Raw genomic sequence first — 22,510 nt, forward strand, 5'->3', positions numbered from 1 at the left:
AATAACGTTTTTTTCTTTAATTTCCAGTGGCGGATTATTAGTGGTTCTATTGTAAATTAAGGGCTTAGCAAGAGCATGAGTATAATGAAATTTAGTATTTACTGGAATATTAATAATACTTAATTCGAAGCCCTCCAGTTCAGCACGGGCCTGAATAACTTCTTGTATGTTTTTAGAGCAATACGTGGTTAACTTAACTTCTCCCTTCATTGCTGCAATTGCAGAAGCAGCTCTTCCTCCTGAACCAAAAATATTATATCTATAAGGATGCATACAATATTCTTCATATATTCCGCCTGTAATAGTTATCATAAGTGGCTCCTTTTTTAGTGTTTAATTGCTGTTATTTTAACTCGAACTTGTCCTTGATTGACTTGATACTCTTCCTTGATATTTCGTGCCACTACGTAAGCATTCACGTAATTTTCCTATAACTGGGGCAGCAATACCGCCAGCAATATCGTCCTCATAGAAAGCATATACAGTGGTGATATTATTTGATTCAAAGCCAATTCTTAAAATATCACCTTCTGTTAATTTTGAAATGATAGCTTCTTTGGGTGAGCTGAGTTGAACATTAATTGTTAAATCTTCACAAGATTGGAAATCTGGAATTGGTGTTCCGCCCCCACCACCTGAACCTGACATATTACGTTACCCTTTGATTTATTGTATAAAAATTATTTAAATTTTAGTTTAATTATTTATTTCTTGTAAAGCAAGGTGTTAAATTTTCATAGTTTATAAAACGATGATTATAGACTCTATTTTTTTTAAAAAATTTTGAGTATAACCAACTGGCCATAGTTTGGGATGGTTGTTAATTGTTTTGAATTAAAGTAAGTTAAAAGTGGTTTTCTTTGGAAGGGTTTTATATATTCCAGAATTGTTTGACCATCTTAATGAGGAGAATCCGCTCATTATACGATGCCCAATCCATCTATTATCAATAATTTTTAAGGATGAGTTTGATGGGTTGACCAATAATAATGATCCCATAAATTTAAGCCATTCTTTATGGGTTAAAAGTTTAGACGAATAAGCATGAAATGAGTTACCTGTGCTATAGAATGTCATATCTGAAAGTATCTTGTAATCTATAAAATTTTTTAACCGATAATAAACCTCTCTATCTAACCTTGAGGTAGAAAAATCTATCATTGGAATATGGTATATTTTCCTACTTTTGGTTTTAACTAGAGAATGGAATGCAAGTTCTTGATCTTCTTTTAAACTTTTCAATATGGAGTTAACATAATCTATTGAAAAATCTTCACCTGATATAGTGTTAATAATTCTATCATCAGATAAAGAATCGGGTAGATAAGTATATTTAGATAGTGAATATGCCGATTCACTATCTAAAAGACTGTTAATGAAAAAATAAGGGTGATCTGTATTAATCATTGAATTCTAATGCCTTCTAATAACTGATACATTTCTAAGGCAAAATCATCGGTCATTCCTGAAATGTAATCGACGATTAAATGTGCTCTATAAATGATTTCATTTGATGGGTCTGCTTCCACTGATAGAATATATTTCTTAATATGATTCTTTGGCAAGCGTCTTAATAGACGCAATTCAAAGTCGAGCCCTAACTTTTTAGGGGAGAGCATGCTTTTTTCAGGGTATTTAAGTAAACAATTGAATTTATCTTCAGATAAGCACATCAAAATTTCGCAGTGATTTAAAAGGCCTTGTATAATATTTCGCCCTGCGAGTTCAATTTTTTCAGCTGACTCATGGCAGTAGATATTTTTCTTAGCATAATCGAATACTTCATCTAGAATTTTATGGATGTCTGTATTTTCTTCTATAAGCTCTATATTATCTGTCCCATCTAATAATAAGCTTAAATTTGCACAGAAGTTTGTGGCAGCTTCTTTTGCGGCAGTATTTATAATGCACGTTTTAAACTTTAAGAAATTAAGTTGTTCATGACTTAATTTGTCTACGTTAAATATTGTGCTGGCATCAATTTCTTTATTTCTGTTAAAGAACTCAACGAAATAACTAATAATTTGTTTCTCTGTGACAATCTGTTTCTCAATAGCATCTTCTAGATCACTCATCGAATATGCAATAAAATCAGCTGTATCCATAATATTTTTAAGTGGGAAGTGTTTTCCTTCCGGCCAATTGATTTTTTTACAGGCTTCTTGATAGCTTGGATAGCAAAGCTTAAAAATTCCAATTTTTTCATTATTTTGTATTTTATCAATGGTATATGGGTACTTAACTGTTGATAAAAGTAAAGAGCACGTTAAGTTTAAACCGAATTCATCATTTCCACTTAATAATCTTATTAATCGAAAACCTTGAGGATTACCATCAAATTTATGAAGATCTAGGTTATTAATATTGCTAGATAACTCTTTAAACATACATTCGCCTAGGTTATTTTTATAATTATCAATTTGTTTTTTAAACCATTGCCTAATTGCAGCTTCACCTAAATGTCCAAATGGAGGGTTGCCAATATCATGTAACAAGCAAGCTGTTTCAACTGTATTTACAAAAGATGTCATCTTTTCAAAGTCTAAGCCTTCTACTTTATATTCCTTCTGGATTTTATAAAGAATTTCTTGGGCAATATAGCAACCGATATGAGCAACTTCTATAGAATGTGTTAGCCTACTCCTGACAGATGCATTTGCTTCTAAAGGGAATACTTGAGCTTTTTGTTGTAGTCGGCGAAAAGCTGGTGAATTGATGACGCGTCCTTTATCACTTTCTGTTGCTTCTAAAAGAGTTTCAGAGACTTTAGATGTTTTTCTTAGACGTACTGGCTGAATAAAAGATAATAATTTATTTATATTTTCAGATATGTTTTCCATCAAATTTTACTTTAGTAACGAATATTATTTACGCACTTTAGCAGAGAATCAGCTTCTTAACAAAAAGAAACATGAGGCTTATTAGAGACGTAATAGAAAAGCATTTTATCAAATCTTTATTCGCAATAAGTTTCTAACACATTAATTAAAATATTATTTTTGAGTTCTACGGGTATTTGAATTGTAATAAAGTCATATTTTCCCCCTTAAATTATCAATAAAATTAGCCCATTCCTGCATCATCTTTGTTCGATAGTCTAAATGCTGCGCATGGTTATACGCTTATGATACGGCATTACCAACAGTATGTGCTAACTGAATTTCAATAGCATCATGCATATAGCCTTGCTCATGTGATGTTGTAGATGCCAGTCCATGAAAACCATGCCCCGTCATTGGACTGCTCCCAGTATCTTAGACATGAAACAGCTTCAAAATGAAGCTGTTTCAAAGGTTTTTATATTCATCCCATTGAGATAGGAATGACGCCTGATCCGATTGTAAAACATCTCGATATAATCAAACACATCTGCACAGGTTATTTCTCGAGTTTTATAGGTTCTTTTTAATCCATCTGCCTTTAGTAATATTTAAAGGACAGATTGCATGATAGATTACCGTGATAATCGCAGTCCATGACTCAGCAAGAATTGGTATATGCACTTTATAGAGAAGTTAGTCTTTCAATGAGTGGAGAACAGCGGTAATAAGGTTCTATTAAGGCTTATTTTAGAATTAATATCATGTTGTTGAGTTTATAAAACGATGTTTGCAGAACAAAACTCAGCCCAATCTGCCATTAAACCTTTACGTTTTTCCAGATAAGCCCCTCGTAAATATGCTGCTTCGACTTCATCAGGAAGTTTATGGGCAAGAACATGTTCACATACCTCACGAGGGTAATCCGTTTTATCAGCAGACCAATCACGGAAAGTTGACCTAAAACCATGAGTAGTAATTACCCGATTTTGTTTCGGATCAATATAGCCTAAACCATTTTCTTTAAGCTTCTGCTCATGCATACGCTTGATCAATATTGTTAGAGACATATCAGAAAGCATTGCACCATTCCGTGGTGCTGGAAAAATAAAATCTTGTGGCTGAGTATATTCTTGGATGGATTTAAGCAAGTTAACCGCTTCTTGAGATAGAGGCACACGGTGTTCTTTGTTTGCTTTCATGCGCTCTTTAGGAATGATCCAAACTTTATTCTTAAAATCAATTTCCTGCCATTTAGCTCCGAAAATTTCACCAGATCGACAAGCAGTTAAAATTGCAAACTCCAGAGCTTTAGGTGAAATCCCTTTTTTCTGTCTCAGATGTTGGATAAACCCAGCAACCTGTTCATAAGGTAACGATGGATGAGGGCGTGATTCCTGTTTTATGTTACCGAATATAGGTTCAAGATTACCTTTCCATTCAGCAGGGTTGTCACCTTCAAAATATCCCATAGCCTTGGCATAATCAAAAATAGTTTCTATACGGCCACGAATACGTTTGGCTGTTTCATTTTTTTTAATCCAGATAGGCCTAAGAACTTCGGCAATATCAACTTTAGTAATGGTGCCAATACTAATATCACCTAAAGTTGGGTAGATATAGGTTTCTAATGTAGATGTCCATTGTCCGATATGTTTTTCATTTTTCAGTTCACGGGTTTTATTGGCAATAACAACTTTTGCACATTCCATGAATGTTTTGTCACGAAGTTTCTGAACATACAGCTTTTCTAGTTGTTCTTGTTTATGAGCAATTGGGTCTATACCACTTCGTATTTGTAATCTTAATTCGGTGGCTTTGGCACGAGCTTCAGCTAGAGAAACCTCAGGGTAGGGACCGATTCCAATATCACGGCGATGTGGTTTTAACTTCCCATCTTTATCTAGCCTTTTGCCAACAACTGCACGCAAAATCCAGACACGGGAGTTACCTTCAACATTCAGGCAAAGGCCATCAACGCCCCCTACAGAATGTCGCCCAGTATTCTTAATTTTTGCTACACTGAGTGCAGATAGCTCTTTAGATTTCTTTGGCATGTCTTGATTTACCCCACAACCTACCCCTCATAAAATACTGGAAATGGTAGGATTAGGCAAGATGGCTTAGGACAGTAAAAATATTAAATAATTGAAAAATATATGTTTATAATATTATCTGGGATTGCTTAGGACTACTGTTAGACGGACACCGCTTCCGCCAGAATTCTAAATAAGCCGCTTATCTAGCGGCTTATTTTTTTATCATTGTCTCTTTAATAATAGCCATTTATTAATAAGAGTAGTGTAGACAATAAAAATATAAAAATTAATGTAGCAAAATAATTTCTATTTAATCCTTATTATTGAATGTTAGAATTTGTTAAAAAGATTAGTCTTCTTATTATTTAATTCCCTGTTTTAAATAAAATTAATATGTAATCAATAAATAATTTTCTCACAGTACTATCGGTTTTATCTGTATTTTTATTTTAGAGAATATAAGATAATCATTATCTCGGTGACTTTATAGTATTTATAAAACAATGAAAAAAATCTACTTAACGATTTTTGGGTTTGTGATAAGTTTAGGGGTACAGGCTCAAAATAACCCAATGGATACCGCTGACGTTTATCCATTGTGGGAGCAGTATTACCAGGTTGAAAGTCAGGATACTAATAAAGCAGACAGTTTACTTAACCAGATTGCCCTAAAGACACCAAATGATCCTAAAGTCTGGAAAACTTGGGCATACTTGGCCTTGCGTCAAAATGATAATAATAAAGCCTTAGAATATATTAATCGTTCGCTTGCCTTAGACTCATCTGATGATCAGCTTCTCATGCAAAAAGCTTATTTGTTAAATGTGGCGAATAGAAATGATGAAGCACTCGTTATATTCAAGCAATTACAAAGCTCTTCCAATCAGGAAATTGCATCCCAGTCTAAACAGGCGGTACAGAACCTGTCAGGAACAGGTAATACGTCAGCCAAGAAAACCTTTGCTGATGTTTATTTCTCGCCTTCTTATGAAGGACGTTATGACACTACAATTTTACCGTTAAAGATTCGTTATGGCCGTTATTTCGATGAAAACAATCAAGGCCAGATCTATGGATTTGCCAGTGTCAATCGTGATACCCGTTCCACAGGCGGCGCCCGTCCAGAAATTATTGACCAGAATGCCGCCATAGTAGGTTTGGGGGTAAACTACCGTCCGTGGAAATGGCCTGTTTACCTATATCTGGAAGCAGGTGGTAGCTATGATCTGATTGATCTGAACCGGAAAAAATTTAGGGAAAGCATTAATGGTGGTTTAACAGGCTATCAGGAGTGGTACTGGGGGATGGATCAGGCCAGCCATATGCCAGCTCAGCAAAGTAATCAGTATTTTGCTGAACTTTATGGTAATGCCGCTGCTTATTCACGTGAGGATTATAATCTGATCAGTGATTTGCGATTACGGACAGGCTGGAATTTTAACTATAATGATTGGGGTAATATACAGGCTTATGTGAAACTGCATACCATTAATGATAGTGAACAGGAATATTATAATAACATAGCAGAAATAGGGCCCGGCATCGCATGGCAACCAGCAGGGCTGCCGTTAAAACTACGTATTGAACAAATGTACGGGAAATATGTTAATGGAACCCCGGCATCTGTAGATAGTAGCTTTGATAATACCCGTGTTGAATTAACGTTTTACCGGAGTTTCTAATAATGCTAATACATATTTCTTTTATTTTCGGAACTCGCCCTGAACTGATTAAGCTGGCTCCAGTAATTTTACAAGCACGACAAGATTTCCGTTTCGAAGTAAGTGTAGTATTTACCGGGCAGCATCTAGAATTGGTACGTGATGCTATAGATTTTTTCCAGATTGAAATTGACCATCATCTACAGGTCATGCAGCCGGGCAAAAGCTTGAATATTTTATTGAGCACGGCTCTAACCGAACTGGACCGTGTCTATACCCAAATGTCAAAATGTGATGCTATTGTGGTGCAGGGCGACACAACAACAGTACTGGCTGGTGCTTTAGTCGCATTTAATTTAAATATTGGACTGGCTCATGTAGAAGCTGGTTTGCGCTCTTTCGATTTGCTGCATCCTTTTCCAGAAGAAGGAAATCGTCAGTTAGTATCTCGTCTGGCACGCTGGCATTTTGCCCCGACTGCACTTTCGGCCAGTAACTTGTTACAGGAAAATGTGCCTGAAGAACATATTTTTGTCACAGGTAATACGGTAGTAGATGCCATATACAGTGCGCGTGAGATTATGCAGGCTTCTTCACAACAATCTCAACAGCGTTTAAAAAGACTTAGCTTAAATCTGCAGGAAAAAAATAAACTGGTTCTAATTACTGCCCATCGACGTGAAAATTTTGGGCAGGGTATACAGAATATATGTCAGGCCATACATGAGCTATGTCAACGTTATCCAGAGTTGCATTTTGCCTGGCCAGTTCATCTTAATCCGCATGTGCATACAGTTGCTCATCAGGAGTTCGCTCAACATCCGCAGGTACATTTACTTAGTCCATTAGATTATCCTGACCTGCTTGCTATTTTGCAGGCCTCATATCTGATTATGACAGATTCTGGAGGGATTCAGGAGGAAAGTCCAACCTATCAAAAACCAGTTCTTATTTTACGGGATGTCACTGAACGTCCAGAAGTAGTGGAGGCTGGTTGTGGTGTTCTGGTTGGCACAGATGTGACTAAAATCGTTCAGGAATTTTCACGACTGATGGATGATCATTCATATTACCTTCAGCATGCTGAAGTTGAAAACCCATTTGGTGATGGCCGGGCATCGGGTCGCATTCTTGAGCAGATTATCAAAGATTTAAACCCTGCTTCCTCTTAAAAATTGATTTTCATCCATATATAGAGCCATAAAACACTGGCTCTATTTAAATAGTGGGGACCATCAAAAATGAAAATTCGCTGTCCGGAATAGGCTTTAAGCTGTTTACTGATTTCCCAAGGATAGGCAGCTCTGAATGTTCCATCTTTTTTTAGTCGAAATGCCTCTAAAATAATTACCACCCGGTCTTCACCAAATTGCTCTTTTAAAGTTTCATAAATTTGTGCAGCTTCTTCAGGACTGCGCGTTCCTACACCCACGCCATCCTGGAAAAAAACTTTTGCATTGGGGGGCAGCCAGCTTTCTAACCAATATTCTAGAAATGGGGCTTCAGGTTCTGCACTATAAATACTTACCCAGACAGGTAATTTAAACTGAGCAATATATTGTCCTAGAGTATGGACACCATTCCATGTAGGGTCAGCTTCTACAGGAAAATAGTAGCTTGTGACTGGTACAGGTAATTTGGCTTGAATAATCTGCCTAGACTGCTGATAAAGCTGATCAATATTTTCACGGGCTACAGGTTCCTGAAATCTGCCGGCCAGCCCTAAAATTACATGTTTTGCCCAAGGCTGTTTACCAATATGTTGCCAATCGGGTTGCACATCCCATGGCTGCACCGGAATTTCATTAAAAAAAGACCGTCCGTCTACAATACTCCACTGGTTAACCAGCGTATCTACACCCAAAAGCTGCCAGTTACCAGAAGGCTGGCTCATCTGGTCGACTTGCCAAAAAATACCCTCAATTTTAGGTGCTGCTGTATTGGCATCTGCCTGCTCCATTAATAAAGCAGAAAGTACAAACACGGCCACAGGAAAACATATAAATATCAGTAAACCTATAAATGCATACTGCCTTATACTCATTCACCTGTTCCCTTGACTTTACGACGGCTTCTGCGCCATAGAATTAAAGCGATAATAATCAGTGTAATTATGGTGAGAACAATAACAAGAGTACGGGTAGAGACTTGCTCGACAACGGGCGCCTTAGCTTTATTCACCGAATTTTTACTCAAAACCGTAATCTGGCCTTGTGCTGAAACAAATAGTACTGCTGTATTGTTGGGAATGCTTTGCTGGATTACGGGCCAAAAACGGGTAAAAGTCTGTGCTCCGGCTGCACTATCCGTATTAATCCAGAATCTGCCATCTTTCACAGAAACAATAAATCCGCCTGCCGTAGCAGGTAAGTAAAGTAGCTGGCTGTATCGCTGTAATTCATCATTAAAACGGGCTGTATTAACTAATATATTGATTTTTTTAAGCCTATTAGCATTCAGCTCAGTAATGTTTACAGGTACAGGCTGGTCGCTTAACAGCATTGTTTTCGCAACATTTGCTACAGTAATGGCCATACTGGTGGCAGCCGGATTGTTGATGGCTATCTCTGGAGTACTGGCGAAAATGGTAGAGAGATTGATTACGCCCTGTTTCATCTGATGGGGGAGGTTAACAAGTGATTTATTTGCATCAATCCATAGTGCAGTGCCCGCATTTGGCAAACAGGCTTCATTGTTTAATTGAGAGTTTATTAAAGTCATATTGTAATTGTTGACATAAGGATAATCCGCACCAACGAAATCAAAACGGCGCTCAACCGGATTTGAATCTAGTTTAGCCAGACTTAAGCTGCCGGCCAAATATTCGTTTAACCAGACCTGTAAAGTTGAGCCTTGTAATAAGCCACTTTGTGCCCGAAAGGCTAATTTTCCCTTTAACACATCAGTTGCTTCCCATACAGGCGGGAAAACTAGAGAAATATTTTTAGATGAACTGTCGAGAGCAAAATCAGAAATACCCAAGTCAGCCAGCGTCTCAAATTTGCGTATTACCGCCCATGCTGGCTCGGCAACCGGTTCGCTTAATGTAGCAGTAGCTGTATTAAGCTGTTGCAGATAATTCTGGTTTATTAAAGCATTAACTGCCATAAGCAGCTGGGATTCTGATGAGTATTCAATATTTAGCCGGGGAATCTCATTATTCCGGCTTAAACTGATTTTTGCACCTGCTAGAGGCTGTTCTACCTGTTGTATGCTAATTACAAAATCAGGTGCTTCTTGCTGGGTAGACTCAGTAACTTGCCACTGAACTGGGGTGTTAAACTTCCATGCTGTAGCCAGGCGGGCAATCATGGATGCTTCTAAACGGTTCTGGTTATTAAATTGTAGTAAAGCCTTAATTGGCGCTGTACGGCTCAGCTGTGTATTAAACAGGGCATCAGGCAGTTGATTGAGCTGTAATATGCCATGCTGAGCCTGATAGTTTAATGTCAGTTTGGTTAGGGCTGTATAAAGATTAGTGGACTCTACACAGTAATTATTGCTGATGGGTCCGTTAACTGACGGCTTTTGTAAAAGCATGACATCGAGGCGATGAAAACCGGCAGTACTTGCAGGTAAGGTAAAGCTCAACTCACCTTTACCATTTAAATCCTGTCTATGAATCATCTGATTATCATAACGGACTACCAGCGTGCTTTCGCCATGACTGTCAAACTGGCTATTGAACTGTATGTTTTGCCAGGTTTCACCCTTGCCCACATAAAAGAAATAAGGAGACTGGTACTGGGCAGTACGTGATATCAGGTCATCTAGCTGCCAGGTATCAGCATAGACCTGAGAGCCATATAAGGAAAGAAGAACAGAAGATAACACCGTAAAACGGGATTTTTTAAAGTGACTGATCATTTTTTTTCCTTTTTTCGCTCTGTTTTATACCAGGTTATACCTTCACCTTTAATTTTACTTTTAAGCATATCCCAGGCAGCTTTAAACACGATTAAAAGAAACACCTGTGAGTAAGTAAAGTAAGCGATGAACGCGTAAAAATAAAAACGTTTTGGAACTTCTTTTTCCAGACTTAGAGTAAACCAGATTTGTGTAAGGTAAAGAATGAATGCAAGAATAAAGAGTAAAGTAAAAGGCCCAGGTATAGTTGTGCCATCAATACCGAGCAGTCCTACGACCAGTGTCATATGGCTTAAAAATAAAGCGGGCACAAACATGATATAACACATGATATTGTTGCCAATTTCCATGCCAATCGGGAAAGGATGACGTATTGCCGTACTTAGATACTTGCGTGTGACATAAAAATTTCCTTGTGTCCAGCGGGAGCGTTGTTTAATAAAAATATTTAGATCACCCGGGTCTTGCTGCCATCCAATTGCATAAGGTACCCATTTAATGCGTTTATGGCCCAGAAAAATGCGATAACTCATTTCGGTATCATCAACCAGGGATTTTTCATCAAATCCCCCTAGAATATCCAGCGCATCACGCCAGATTACATAATTGGTTCCCATGAGGGTAGAAAGACGGAAGCGTAACCAGCGACCACCTTGAAAAATCCACTGGAAATAAATAAATTCTATGGCAATAAATGTACTTAGCGGGCTGTCTTTCCAGTTGCGGGTCCGAACTTTACCATTAACCGCAACCAGATTTGAGTCAGCCAGAAGGGTCTGAGCAATAAGTCTTACACAATCTGGTTCAGGGGTACTGTCTGCATCATAAACTGCAATCAGCTCACCATGGGCATGTTTTAGGCCATTATTCAGAGTGCGGGACTTACCTTTACCACCTTGGCCTTTAGGAACATTGATGACACGAATTACCGGGTACTCGGCTGCCATCCGGTCAGCAATTTCCTGTGTCCTGTCTTTGGAAGCGTCATTAATCAGCAGTACTTCATAGCTTTCTGGCGGATAGTCCTGTGCTGCTAAAGCCCGCAATGTATCTTCAATAACTACTTCTTCATTGTAAGCCGGTATCAGTACACTCAGCATTGGCCAACGTTCGGGTACAGGTAAATTCGAAAGTTCCTGATTGGCCCGAATCGAATAACGCCAAGCCGAAAAACTCAGCCAAGCCCAAAAAGCTTGGGGAATCCAGATACCAATAAAGCCAACAATAAAACAGATATCAATTGTATTCATGATTTCTTGAATATCCTCCATAGCATGGTACTTACAAGGATAATCATTAATACAATAATCATGAATACAGATAACCAGGATGTGGATGTACCCCAGAAACCCAGTAATTCAGGATAATGAAGAGACAAGATCAGATGGAGCGGTAGAATCATTAGACCAGCAGCTAGCAGCATACGCCCAGCAATACTGGTATGGATCCGGTCGGGCTGACTGTAAAAGGAGACATTCAGGAATTTCCAACCAATTCCTAACACCGGATAATTAATATCTTCATTTGAAAGATTGCCTTCCGGATTTAATAAAATCCCCGTCCCATTAAAACCATATGAATTGGGATAAGCGGTATAAAATAAATGCTGTCCGCTCTGAATTGGTAAAGCAGGTAGGGGAATCTGGCCTTCGTTGGCCTGAATAATATATAACCCTTTTGGAAGAGTTTTTAATAAAGGATTCCAGCCATCATGAACATAAGCACCCATAGGCCGCAGGCCGGCACTGGTCGCTAGAGTAGCCAGGCTGTTAAAACGTGAAGGTTCCACGCTACTAAAGTCAAGTAAAGGTATGGCACCTCTATTTATCTGTCTTTTTAACTGGAAATAAATGAGAGGATTCATAAAATTTTCTGGAATCAATAACCCCGGTTTAATGCCCTGATCCATGATCTGTTTAAAGTTTTTTGAATGAACCTGATCAACAGTAAATACAGGCCATAATTTTCTTTCAGTAGGAAAGTGTTCTGGTATCTGATAAATACTGGAAACATTTTTGGATTCTAAAGTATTCGCAGGCCGCAACGGACAATCATAATAGGTCTGATAGTAAGATGAGAGAGTAGGATCCGGTAAGGTACTGACCGAAAGCAATAGGCCGCAAACATAGATTAATGTGCTCATTGGAGAACCTCCGAGGAGGATTCTTCTACCGTATGCGTGTTTATTGTGATTTGCATCTTAAGCAGGTCAAGTACTCTGAGCTGTTCAGCCAGTTCTTTAACCTTGCTAAAATCTCCATCTGTAATAATGATAATCCGAATAATGGAAAGGCGGGTATCTGTGAAATAAAAGTGAGGTAAAGTACGCTGGGTTTCCAGTACATCAAAAATCTTTTGCTGTACTGCTTTAAACTCGTCAACTTGCAGCATGTCACGCAATAATTCGTGATTGGTAATATCCACCCTAATTTCAGCATAATTTTGAATCATGTTAAGTGAAAGCATACGCTGAAATTGTAGATGGTTATATTGGTAGCTACCAATTGGTAAAATGCTATAGGTCAAATTTTTTCTATAAGCATCCAGTAAATTATCTGTCTCCTGATTAGTCGACATAATTTCATAATAGATACTTAGAAATAACGGGGCGATAGGTAAAATAAAAAGTTGTAGAATTTTAGTACTGGTATCAAAGTTGGTATTTTGAATATCAAATAAAAGATAAATAAAGAACAGTAGAAATATCAGTACACTAAGAATAACAGCTTGAACCAGATTAAGAAAACGTCCTAATAATAACAAGGCAATAAAAAGCGCCCAGCTACCTACTAACTCGGCACGCAACCATTCATAGCCAATTAAACCTATAAATATAACAATGATCATAGGTAAAAAGGTAATAGACTGATTTGTTCTTATAAGCCAGTTCTTCGCCATATAGTATTCATTTTTCTAAATATGTATTCATACATAGAAGTATAAATAAATAGGAATGAAATTTTAACTTTTGATAAGATAATTTAGATGTAATTAGTCACTATTTATGTAATCAATTGGTCTTAAAGAATATAAAGATCCTAATTATTTCGTTTTATTAAGCCATAATGATAAAAAATAATAATTGCTATGATTTATATATAAAAACAGTCATTAAACTTCTCGAAAAGCTAATTTTATTATTTAAAATATTGGATATAAATTAATTTATTTCAAAAATTATGTTTTATCAGGTTTTTTAAAGAGAAGTGATTAAGCCTGTAATTTCTGATCATGAGTCTGTTCTATCTGCCTGGTAACAGGCTTGATTCTTAATTTGAGAATTCTAGAGCCTGACCTATAGGAGAAAGTTGAGAGAGAAAGGTTTCTATATTAAACAGGTTTAAATTTAAATTTTGATCAAGTCATAAAGAAGCGCAAGAATCAGAGCCCAGAAAGCTATCCAGAACTCACTAAAAATATAATTTAAAGTAGGCTATCTTTCATATATTTATCGTGAAAATTTAGTGAAAAATCTGTATTTAATAAAAATTTCACTAAACCCTGTCAAGCAAATAAAGCATTTCTACATCATCTTCAAAATGCTCCCCAAAGATCTTTATTTTTATTCAAGATATATTTTACCAATTTATAAATAGAAATTATTTCTCTATCTCTACAGGCTTTAGTAATTAAACCCATTTTATCGTTGAATATTTCTAATTCAGGGCTGCTTTAAATTAATCCAGTTGATGACTCTGAGTTTTAAATACGAGTCTAAGAATTGACCCTATTAAAATGTTTGAAAAAGTGCACATACACTTATCAGCATTACAGCCTTTATCAAGCATCAACTCAAGAGTTGTTTGTATATAGTGCTCAGTAACAGTGCATCATTATCGAAACGCACTACAAGTGTTATAGAAAAGTATTACGAAATACCAAATCCGTATGATTAAGTTGGCATACCCTTTGCATTTACCTCTACAGCATAAAGTGATCTAGGGTTCCGGCAGTTATTTTTTAAAGCCTGCGTCTGAGACCGAGAGTTCACGGCTAGGTTTTCCAAAACCAAAGCTACACGGAGGGATAAAAGCCCGGGAGGTAAACCGTACAAGTTAGATGCAGAGGCTGTTATGAGCACGACTACTTATCACGAAGATTCCGCACTGTGGACTGAACTTTTACCGGGTGGCCATCACTGGTCTGCGCGCATTCAACGTGGCGCAGTTTTACAACTCAAATCCTTGGGCGCAAATGCCAATGTTTCGCTGTTCTGTGTCAATGCAGAAGACAAGCTGGAAGCCTATAACATGCCAGACAGCTTAAAAGGGCAACATACCGCATTTCTAAGTACAGGGCACATTTTAGCCTCTGATTTGGGTCGTGCCATGATCTCGATTGTGAAAGATGATCACGGTTGGAATGATGCCTTCTGCGCACCAAGTACTGCACAGCAAATCGAAAATCAATTTGGTTCAAAAACGTTTCAAGATGCCCGTAATGAGATGTACCGCAACGGCAAAGACAGTTTATTACTGGAAATGACCAAATTTGGATTATCGGCAACTGACCTCAGCAGTACTTTAAATCTGTTTTCTAAAGTTCAACCTGATGATAACGGCAACCTCAGCTATGTGGCATCTGACAATACTCATCAAGTGATTGAACTACGTTTTGAAATAGATTGTCTGGTGTTTTTATCGAGTGCACCGCATGCCTTAGATAACTCATCTGAATATGCACCAGCTGATATTCAACTATCACTCTTTAAAGCACTTCCTTTAGGCGAGACAGATGTCTGCCGTGATTCATGCCCGCAAAATCAGCGTGCATTCCAAAATAATAACCGCTACTACGCTTTAACTGCTTAAGGGGAATGATCATGACTGCACTCGTAAACCCAACACAAAATCATGAAAAACCAGTACTCAGCGAAGTTTGTCCTGCCGGTGAAGCGTGGATGTGCGAAGTCAAAAAAGGACAGTATTTCCGTATTGTAGATCTAGAAGGCAACCAGGCGGTAGATACCTTATTTATCTCCGCACATAACCCTGAAGAGCGTTATAGCGCAACCGATACTTTGGCGATGAATCGTCAAATATATTTAGAAAAAGGCACAGCGTTATACACCAATTTTGGCAATAAAATCGCCACCATCAACGATGATAACTGCGGTCGCCATGACACCTTAGGCGGTGCATGTTCATGTGAAAGTAACACAGTGCGCTATGCCCATGACAAATACCCAATGCACAGTTGCCGTAACAATTTCATGATTGCATTGTCACAACATCCGATTGCGAAAAAGCATGATTTGAATGTGCGCCATATCGGTCCAAATATTAATTTCTTTATGAATGTACCTGTAACTTCAGATGGTCATTTGAAATTTGATGATGGTATTTCTGCTCCGGGGAAATATGTGGAGATTAAAGCGGAGATGGATTTGATTGTCCTCATTTCAAACTGTCCACAACTGAATAATCCGTGTAATGCCTATAACCCGACAAAAATTCAACTGATTGTCCGTGAAGGCGAGGAATAAGCCATGTTTAATAAAGTTCTCATCGCCAACCGTGGTGCAATTGCGTGTCGTGTTATTCGTACCCTTAAAAAATTAGGCATCCAATCGGTTGCCGTCTATTCAGAAGCCGACCGTGATTCATTACATGTGACTTTAGCAGATGAAGCTGTTTTCATTGGTGATGCACCTGCGAGCCAAAGCTATTTAAATGTCGATAAAATCTTAGAAGTCGCAAAACAAACCGGTGCAGAAGCGATTCACCCGGGCTATGGCTTCCTCTCTGAAAATGCCGAATTCTGTAATCTGTGTGAAGCACAAGGCATCGTATTCTTAGGGCCAAATGCCGAACAAATGAAAGCTTTTGGTCTGAAACACACCGCACGTGAATTGGCAATTCAAGCCAATGTGCCATTACTTCCGGGCAGTCAATTGTTGGCTGATGAAGCCGAAGCACTGCTAGAAGCGGAACGTATTGGCTATCCTGTGATGCTGAAAAGTACCGCAGGCGGTGGTGGCATCGGCATGCGTTTGGTCTGGAATGCTGAAGAGCTGAAAGATGCTTATGCAACGGTGTCATATTTAGCGCAAGCCAACTTTAAAGATGCAGGTTTGTACTTAGAGAAGTTCGTGCAAAATGCCCGTCATATTGAAGTGCAAATTTTTGGTGATGGTCACGGTTTAGTCTTGGCTTTGGGCGAGCGTGATTGTTCGGTACAACGTCGTAACCAAAAAGTGATTGAGGAAACACCTGCACCACATTTAAACGATGAACAACGTGCCTATATTCAAAATGTTGCGATCCAACTGATGCAATCGGTGAACTACCGCTCGGCAGGTACGGTTGAATTTGTGATGGATACCGACACGCAAGAATTCTATTTCTTGGAAGTGAATACTCGTCTACAAGTCGAACATGGTGTCACCGAACAAGTGTTTAGTGTGGACTTGGTTGAATGGATGGTGACTTTAGGCAGTGGTGATTGGACGCCACCAACAGCACAGCTTGATTCTAAAGGTCATTCCATTCAAGTGCGGTTATATGCTGAAGACCCAATTAAAAACTTCCAACCAAGCGCAGGTTTACTGACTCATGTCGAGTTTGATGCCAATGCCCGTAATGAAACGTGGGTAGAAACAGGCTCCAACGTATCGTCATTCTATGATCCAATGATTGCCAAAATTATTGTGACTGCGGATGATCGTGATTCTGCCATTCAAGCCATGACCGATACACTTGCCAAAACTTCTGTGGCAGGCATTGAAACCAACCTTGAATATCTACAAAACATTATCGACTGTGATGTATTTAAAGCGGGTACGCAAACCACACGCTTCTTAAATACCTTTGAGTGGAAAACCCAAAAGATTGAAGTCCTGCAAGCAGGCATTCAAACCGCCGTGCAGGATGTTACAGGGCGTTTGGGCTATTGGGATGTCGGTGTGCCACCATCGGGTGCAATCGATCCGCTGTCTTTAAATGTCGCCAACCAACTGTTAGGTAATGCACCGAATACCGCAGGTCTAGAATGTACCTTGCAAGGACCAAGCTTAAAATTCCATTGTGACAGTCAAATCGTGCTTGCAGGTGGCGATATGCCATCGACTTTGGATGGCGTAACTGTACCAATGTGGCAAACCGTGAATGTGCGTAAAGGTCAGGTGCTGAAGTGTGGCAAGATCGCCACAGGTTGTCGTACCTACATTGGTATTAACGGCGGTCTCAATGTCCCTGAATATTTAGGCTCACAAGCAACCTTTACCCTAGGTCAGTTTGGTGGGCATGCAGGGCGTAATTTACTCATTGGCGATATGCTTCCAATCACGGCATTTACATCAAGTGATGGCAAAGCATTAAGCCAAGATCAAATCCCGACATTCTCAAATTCTTGGGAAATTGCAGTGATGTATGGTCCACATGGTGCGCCTGATTTCTTTACCAAAAATGACATTGATACCTTCTTTGCCAATGAATTTGAAATTCACTTTAACTCAAGCCGTACCGGTATCCGTTTGATTGGACCAAAACCTGAATGGGCTCGTCAGGACGGTGGTGAAGCAGGTCTGCATCCATCCAATATTCATGATAATGCCTATGCCATTGGTGCGATTGATTTCACTGGTGATATGCCGATTATCTTGGGTCCAGATGGTCCAAGCCTTGGTGGCTTCGTGTGTCCTGCGGTGGTGATCAATTCTGAACTGTGGAAATTGGGTCAGCTCAAAGCAGGCGATAAAGTGAAATTTGTGCCTGTGAGCTATACCCAAGCCAAAGTACTCAATGAAAAATATCATGCACAATTGGTATCAACAGATACGCAAATAGTCACTTTTAATGAATCGTTCTATCCTGAAATCAGTACGCTGAAAACCGCCATTTTAGACACTTTGAAAGGTCAAAATGGTACGCCTGATGTGGTGTATCGTCCTGCGAGCAACAACTATATGCTGGTGGAATATGGCGATCTGGTTTTAGATTTAAACCTGCGTTTCCGTATTCATGCGCTGATGCAATGGGTCAAAGAGCAAAATATCCAAGGCATTATTGACCTGACACCGGGTATTCGTTCACTGCAAATCCATTTTGATTCGACCAAGCTCGATCAAATTGATTTATTGCATATGCTTCAAGTCGCAGAAGAACAATTGCCTGATGTGACGGAAATGCAAGTGCCATCACGTACTGTGTATTTACCACTGGCTTGGGAAGATTCACAAACACAGCTTGCAACTGAGCGTTATATGCAAACCGTACGTCCAGATGCACCGTGGTGTCCGGACAATATCGAATTTATCCGCCGTATTAATGGTTTAAAAGACAAACAAGCCGTGAAAGATGTGGTGTATAACGCGAGTTATTTGGTTATGGGCTTGGGTGATGTGTATTTGGGTGCGCCTGTGGCAACACCGCTTGATCCACGTCAGCGTTTAGTCACCACCAAATATAACCCTGCACGGACTTGGACACCTGAAAATGCCGTCGGTATTGGTGGTGCGTATATGTGTGTTTACGGCATGGAAGGTCCGGGTGGCTATCAGTTTGTGGGTCGTACTTCGCAAATGTGGTCACGCTACCGTAAAAACCCTGATTTTGAACAAGATATGCCGTGGTTATTGCGCTTCTTTGACCAAATTAAGTTTTATGAAGTGTCTGAGTCCGAGTTGATGCACATGCGTGAGGACTTTAAAGCAGGGCGTTTAAAACTGCGCATTGAAGAAGGCGTACTCAACCTTAAAGAATACAACGAATTCTTAACTGAAAACCAAGAATCTATTTCAGCATTTAAAGCGGTGCAACAAGCTAATTTTGATGCAGAGCGCCGTCGCTGGCATGAAGCAGGACTGGCGGAATATGTCTCTGAAAGCCTAGATGCTGTGGATGATGGTGAAGGTGTTGAAGTGCCTGAAGGTGGTTGTGCGGTGGAATCGCATATGCCCGGTTCAATCTGGAAAATTGAATGTCAGTCGGGTGATATTGTGGAAGAAGGTGCGACGCTTGCGGTGATTGAAGCGATGAAGATCGAGATTCCAATTATTGCGCCTGAGCGTATGCGTGTCGATGCGGTTACCATTGAAAAAGGGCAAACGGTGAAAACGGGGCAGGTGTTGTTTACATTGGCACCAGTGGCTTGATGAGATAGGAATAAAAAAGACCGTCCGTAAGGGCGGTTTTTTTATTCAATGAATTAATAGTTTAGTTTAAAATGATATTTATACTTACAATAAATTTTCTAATGTTATGACAAATACACGAAGAGATAATTTTTCAAAACCTGTTGTGAGAGCATTAAGAGAACGGGTAAATAATCTTTGTTCTAATCCAGATTGTGGTAAGCAAACAATTGAGCCACAAAAAGCTACCTTAGATAAAATTAATCTTACTGGTACAGCCGCACATATATGTGCAGCAAGTGTAGGAGGACCAAGATATGATGAAACTATGTCTCAGCAAGAGAGAAAATCTATAGAGAATGGAATTTGGTTATGTAATCATTGTGCTAGAAAAATTGATATAGAACCTGATGCATATTCTGTTGAGTTATTAAAAGAGTGGAAAAATAAAGCTGAGCTTAAATTATTGGCGAATAGTAATAGTCCTCTATATGCGGAAAGTGAGTTTCAAAAGGAAGCACAATTAAGGGTGCTTGAAAGTCATAGATCAGGTCAAAGCTTTATAGGTGTGGCAAATTCTTCTTTAAATACTATTTCTAAAATAGTTCAAGAAGAGCTTAGGATACTTGATCCAAGACTAAATATTTCCTGTGACTATATCAATAGCACAACTCATTATAGAATAGATGTGGCAGAAGATAGTGAAGAGTCAGTAAAAATTAATTTTAAACCTAATAGTGCTGAAGAGTTTACCAAGAAATATACTAAGTTAATTGAAGGTGGGGAAACTTTTGAAATAGATGTTGATGCCATTAGTTCTAATTCAGAAGCTTTAAATGTTATTTTTCCTTCTCAGATAAAGGATGGAAAGCTATATGTTAAGAAAAATAGCGATTTAAGAGGAGAGTTAGAGTTTTTTGATGAAAAAGAAAATCTTATCTTGAGTGGTAATTCTGAGGTGGTTTATGGAGAAAAATCACATTCTTTAGAAATTACGAAATTTGAAGGTTTAATGACCATAAAGTATAAAAATTCACCTATCAAAATTGGAGAGCCGAATAAAATACATTTTGAGATTTCTATCCATCTTAAAAATTGGGATGATATACCAGTCGAACGACTAACTTATTTTAATCAGATTAAAAGAGTATATAAGCTTCTCGCAGAATGTAATCAATTAAAGGTTAGACTTTCAGTAAATGGAATTGAAATATCATCTGTAATTACTGAAAATTTTCAAAAAGATTGGATAAACTCTATGTATATATTATTAGAATATGTAGAAAATGCTAGAAAAATCAGCGAAAAATTAAAGGTAGATGTTCTTTTTAGGTCTGATTTTCCACTAAATAATACAGAAATTAACAATTCTTACGAAATAGTTGAGTTGTTAGCAAATAAAAGTCACGAAAAGAAATTTTCTGCGTTCAGTAATTTTATTCCAAATAATGAAAAACAAGAATTAGATGCAATCTTTGCACAAGAAGACTATGAAATTATTATTCTTGAAAATAGAAAATTGAGTAATTTCATATTGTTAGACACTAAGGTTAAGTCAACCAAGATTTATATAAAAACTACCATTATTAATCCTCTTTTTGAGGTGGTTGAAAAAACAAAAAATAAAGAAGGTAGAATAGAATATAAGTATAAGGTTCTACCTAAGGATGAAACTAGTTATTTAAATCGAGAGGTTTCTTTAGAGGCTTTTAACTTACAAAAAAATTAATTTCAGAAATTAAATAACGGTTTTAAATTTTACGATTGTTCATTCGTAAGCTCGAAACCATTTTTTTGGAAAATTCTAAGATTCCAAAAATAAACTTAGTGGATCATTTGATTTATCTAAAGTAAAACTTAGATCGGCAGGCTATCGCTTAGTATATCAGCTTATCGACTTCAAAATTGTCGTTTTGGTACTAGATGTAGATCGTCGAGATGCCATCTATAAAAGATGTAAAAAATTATCTAAGAAGTGCTTGCCATTATTAAACATCCTTTAGCCACACTTTGATGCACACTCGAACCCCAATGGTGCAAAATGGCATATTTTTTAGGCATACTTAAAAAATAAATCATTCTTGTTTTGCCTCAATTTGCGTATGTAATTAATTCCCCACGCATTCTGCTTAAATCTATTCTATTTTATATTATGGCATGCTTTATGCTTTTATTTATATACAACTATAAATAGAGGAGAATAAAGCACTTGACCACTAAATTCCAAACATCGGTTAACCATTCATGTATAAAAAGAATAGCAAGGACATGAGCAATCAAAATGGAATAAACCGGTGAAATACAAAACTTACTTTTGCTTTAGAACAAGCCCCATTTCAATCTTATGGGGCTTTTTTTCACCCTTTTATGTAACTTTATTTACCTCATCCAAATAAGTAAAAACTGGCACGCTTTCTGCATTTTCCTAAGTAATACGAAATTCTGGTTTTGTAATATCCACAGGAGATGCACATGAACAATCCGACATCAAATAAAAAAATGCATCCATGGCTTCACTTTCTGGTTGAGCTGCTTAGCGTACGCGCAGGCTTTCACATTAAACAATCTTCACAATATCAATCCAAGGATCAACATCGTGCCTAAACAAAAATTGGCACGTATCAGTATTACCGTGCCAGAAACCACACTGCATGCAATGGATCAAAAAATTGTCGAGCAGCACTATGAAAGCCGCTCGCAAGCCATTGTCGACATGATTAACCGTCACCTGATTGATGATCTGGTGATTCGCGATGAAGTCATGGTTGGCACACTCACTTTGCTCTATGACGTCAGTCTGAAACCGCTGCGCAGTCAGCTGGTCGATCTGCAGCAGCAGTATCTGGCGCAAGTGATCAATTCACTTCATATCCAGCTGGATGATGAAAAAATCTTGCAAGTCATGCTGATGCAGGGCGCGAGCAGTGATCTGAAAGAAATTAGCGAACAATTTATTGCACTGAAAGGCGTGATTAAAGGCCATCTCGAACTGATGGATGCCGTCATGCCGCCCATTCCACAAAATACCGAACACACTTAAGGAGAACAGCT

Annotated in this window: 17 protein-coding genes, 3 pseudogenes and 1 riboswitch; of the genes and pseudogenes, 8 read left to right on the plus strand and 12 right to left on the minus strand. The window is 38.3% G+C overall.

Annotated features, from left to right (window positions below):
* The 7 genes and pseudogenes from B3X18_RS03330 to B3X18_RS03360 all read right to left on the minus strand — a co-directional run.
* Window positions 1-312: pseudogene (locus B3X18_RS03330) on the minus strand (nucleoside 2-deoxyribosyltransferase); the annotation flags it as partial.
* A gap of 36 nt (window positions 313-348) precedes the next feature.
* Entirely contained in the window at window positions 349-648 is a 300-nt protein-coding gene (locus B3X18_RS03335; protein ID WP_005015326.1) for a hypothetical protein, read from the minus strand.
* Between the two features lie 186 nt (window positions 649-834).
* Window positions 835-1,407 (minus strand): hypothetical protein, encoded by a 573-nt coding sequence (locus B3X18_RS03340; RefSeq protein WP_005015325.1) that lies wholly within the window; start codon window positions 1,405-1,407, stop codon window positions 835-837.
* Window positions 1,404-2,840: a dGTP triphosphohydrolase gene (dgt, locus tag B3X18_RS03345; protein WP_005015322.1), complete on the minus strand. Its 1,437-nt coding sequence runs from the start codon at window positions 2,838-2,840 to the stop codon at window positions 1,404-1,406. The genes B3X18_RS03340 and dgt overlap by 4 nt, the downstream gene beginning before the upstream one ends.
* A 192-nt stretch (window positions 2,841-3,032) precedes the next feature.
* Window positions 3,033-3,236, minus strand: a pseudogene (locus B3X18_RS03350) (tyrosine-type recombinase/integrase); the annotation flags it as partial.
* Between the two features lie 35 nt (window positions 3,237-3,271).
* A pseudogene (locus tag B3X18_RS03355) lies at window positions 3,272-3,406 on the minus strand (IS3 family transposase); the annotation flags it as partial.
* Window positions 3,407-3,595: 189 nt separating this feature from the next.
* Complete coding sequence (locus B3X18_RS03360; protein ID WP_005015309.1) at window positions 3,596-4,876, minus strand: tyrosine-type recombinase/integrase; 1,281 nt, start codon at window positions 4,874-4,876, stop codon at window positions 3,596-3,598.
* A gap of 485 nt (window positions 4,877-5,361) precedes the next feature.
* On the opposite strand from B3X18_RS03360, the gene B3X18_RS03365 reads away from it, so the two are divergent.
* Both B3X18_RS03365 and wecB read left to right on the plus strand, forming a co-directional pair.
* Complete coding sequence (locus tag B3X18_RS03365; protein ID WP_005025097.1) at window positions 5,362-6,540, plus strand: tetratricopeptide repeat protein; 1,179 nt, start codon at window positions 5,362-5,364, stop codon at window positions 6,538-6,540.
* Between the two features lie 2 nt (window positions 6,541-6,542).
* A complete protein-coding gene (gene wecB / locus B3X18_RS03370; protein ID WP_005025099.1) occupies window positions 6,543-7,691 on the plus strand; it encodes a non-hydrolyzing UDP-N-acetylglucosamine 2-epimerase in 1,149 nt (382 codons plus the stop codon).
* Here wecB and B3X18_RS03375 read toward each other — a convergent pair.
* The 5 genes from B3X18_RS03375 to B3X18_RS03395 are packed head-to-tail and all read right to left on the minus strand — an operon-like array spanning window position 7,688 to window position 13,284.
* Entirely contained in the window at window positions 7,688-8,563 is an 876-nt protein-coding gene (locus B3X18_RS03375) for a hypothetical protein (RefSeq protein WP_005025102.1), read from the minus strand. The genes wecB and B3X18_RS03375 overlap by 4 nt on opposite strands.
* Window positions 8,560-10,386, minus strand: coding sequence for a hypothetical protein (locus B3X18_RS03380; protein ID WP_005025104.1), 1,827 nt, complete (start codon window positions 10,384-10,386; stop codon window positions 8,560-8,562). Before B3X18_RS03380 ends, B3X18_RS03375 begins: the two co-directional genes overlap by 4 nt.
* Window positions 10,383-11,636 carry a glycosyltransferase family 2 protein gene (locus B3X18_RS03385; protein WP_005404254.1) on the minus strand — a complete coding sequence of 418 codons (1,254 nt, stop codon included), beginning with the start codon at window positions 11,634-11,636 and terminating at the stop codon, window positions 10,383-10,385. The genes B3X18_RS03380 and B3X18_RS03385 overlap by 4 nt, the downstream gene beginning before the upstream one ends.
* The gene (locus B3X18_RS03390; protein WP_005015293.1) at window positions 11,633-12,529 is read right to left on the minus strand and encodes a hypothetical protein; all 897 of its coding nucleotides are present in this window, start codon (window positions 12,527-12,529) and stop codon (window positions 11,633-11,635) included. Before B3X18_RS03390 ends, B3X18_RS03385 begins: the two co-directional genes overlap by 4 nt.
* On the minus strand, window positions 12,526-13,284 hold the full coding sequence (locus B3X18_RS03395; protein WP_005015290.1) for a hypothetical protein: 759 nt from the start codon (window positions 13,282-13,284) through the stop codon (window positions 12,526-12,528). Before B3X18_RS03395 ends, B3X18_RS03390 begins: the two co-directional genes overlap by 4 nt.
* 1,029 nt (window positions 13,285-14,313) lie before the next feature.
* Window positions 14,314-14,429: riboswitch (guanidine-I (ykkC/yxkD leader) on the plus strand.
* A gap of 30 nt (window positions 14,430-14,459) precedes the next feature.
* On the opposite strand from B3X18_RS03395, the gene B3X18_RS03400 reads away from it, so the two are divergent.
* From B3X18_RS03400 to B3X18_RS03425, 6 genes are all read left to right on the plus strand, one after another.
* On the plus strand, window positions 14,460-15,197 hold the full coding sequence (locus B3X18_RS03400; protein WP_034670458.1) for an urea amidolyase associated protein UAAP1: 738 nt from the start codon (window positions 14,460-14,462) through the stop codon (window positions 15,195-15,197).
* An 11-nt stretch (window positions 15,198-15,208) separates the two neighbouring features.
* Complete coding sequence (locus B3X18_RS03405) at window positions 15,209-15,871, plus strand: urea amidolyase associated protein UAAP2 (RefSeq protein WP_005025112.1); 663 nt, start codon at window positions 15,209-15,211, stop codon at window positions 15,869-15,871.
* A 3-nt stretch (window positions 15,872-15,874) separates the two neighbouring features.
* The gene (uca, locus tag B3X18_RS03410) at window positions 15,875-19,480 is read left to right on the plus strand and encodes an urea carboxylase (RefSeq protein WP_005025115.1); all 3,606 of its coding nucleotides are present in this window, start codon (window positions 15,875-15,877) and stop codon (window positions 19,478-19,480) included.
* A 106-nt stretch (window positions 19,481-19,586) separates the two neighbouring features.
* A complete protein-coding gene (locus B3X18_RS03415; protein WP_005025118.1) occupies window positions 19,587-21,188 on the plus strand; it encodes a hypothetical protein in 1,602 nt (533 codons plus the stop codon).
* A 770-nt stretch (window positions 21,189-21,958) separates the two neighbouring features.
* The gene (locus B3X18_RS03420) at window positions 21,959-22,063 is read left to right on the plus strand and encodes a hypothetical protein (RefSeq protein WP_372410767.1); all 105 of its coding nucleotides are present in this window, start codon (window positions 21,959-21,961) and stop codon (window positions 22,061-22,063) included.
* Window positions 22,056-22,499, plus strand: a complete 444-nt coding sequence (locus tag B3X18_RS03425) for a CopG family ribbon-helix-helix protein (protein WP_004280384.1) — start codon at window positions 22,056-22,058, stop codon at window positions 22,497-22,499. Before B3X18_RS03420 ends, B3X18_RS03425 begins: the two co-directional genes overlap by 8 nt.
* Window positions 22,500-22,510: the final 11 nt, after the last annotated feature.

This window comes from Acinetobacter sp. UBA6571 (assembly GCF_002434085.1).
GTDB lineage: Bacteria > Pseudomonadota > Gammaproteobacteria > Pseudomonadales > Moraxellaceae > Acinetobacter > Acinetobacter radioresistens.

Coding starts and splice junctions, on each gene's coding strand:
- B3X18_RS03335 (WP_005015326.1), bottom strand. CDS start 648: ATGTCAGGTTCAGGTGGTGGGGGCGGAACACCAATTCCAGATTTCCAA.
- B3X18_RS03340 (WP_005015325.1), bottom strand. CDS start 1,407: ATGATTAATACAGATCACCCTTATTTTTTCATTAACAGTCTTTTAGAT.
- B3X18_RS03360 (WP_005015309.1), bottom strand. CDS start 4,876: ATGCCAAAGAAATCTAAAGAGCTATCTGCACTCAGTGTAGCAAAAATT.
- B3X18_RS03365 (WP_005025097.1), top strand. CDS start 5,362: ATGAAAAAAATCTACTTAACGATTTTTGGGTTTGTGATAAGTTTAGGG.
- dgt (WP_005015322.1), bottom strand. CDS start 2,840: ATGGAAAACATATCTGAAAATATAAATAAATTATTATCTTTTATTCAG.
- B3X18_RS03390 (WP_005015293.1), bottom strand. CDS start 12,529: ATGAGCACATTAATCTATGTTTGCGGCCTATTGCTTTCGGTCAGTACC.
- wecB (WP_005025099.1), top strand. CDS start 6,543: ATGCTAATACATATTTCTTTTATTTTCGGAACTCGCCCTGAACTGATT.
- B3X18_RS03380 (WP_005025104.1), bottom strand. CDS start 10,386: ATGATCAGTCACTTTAAAAAATCCCGTTTTACGGTGTTATCTTCTGTT.
- B3X18_RS03385 (WP_005404254.1), bottom strand. CDS start 11,636: ATGAATACAATTGATATCTGTTTTATTGTTGGCTTTATTGGTATCTGG.
- B3X18_RS03415 (WP_005025118.1), top strand. CDS start 19,587: ATGACAAATACACGAAGAGATAATTTTTCAAAACCTGTTGTGAGAGCA.
- B3X18_RS03400 (WP_034670458.1), top strand. CDS start 14,460: ATGAGCACGACTACTTATCACGAAGATTCCGCACTGTGGACTGAACTT.
- uca (WP_005025115.1), top strand. CDS start 15,875: ATGTTTAATAAAGTTCTCATCGCCAACCGTGGTGCAATTGCGTGTCGT.
- B3X18_RS03395 (WP_005015290.1), bottom strand. CDS start 13,284: ATGGCGAAGAACTGGCTTATAAGAACAAATCAGTCTATTACCTTTTTA.
- B3X18_RS03420 (WP_372410767.1), top strand. CDS start 21,959: ATGCATCCATGGCTTCACTTTCTGGTTGAGCTGCTTAGCGTACGCGCA.
- B3X18_RS03405 (WP_005025112.1), top strand. CDS start 15,209: ATGACTGCACTCGTAAACCCAACACAAAATCATGAAAAACCAGTACTC.
- B3X18_RS03375 (WP_005025102.1), bottom strand. CDS start 8,563: ATGAGTATAAGGCAGTATGCATTTATAGGTTTACTGATATTTATATGT.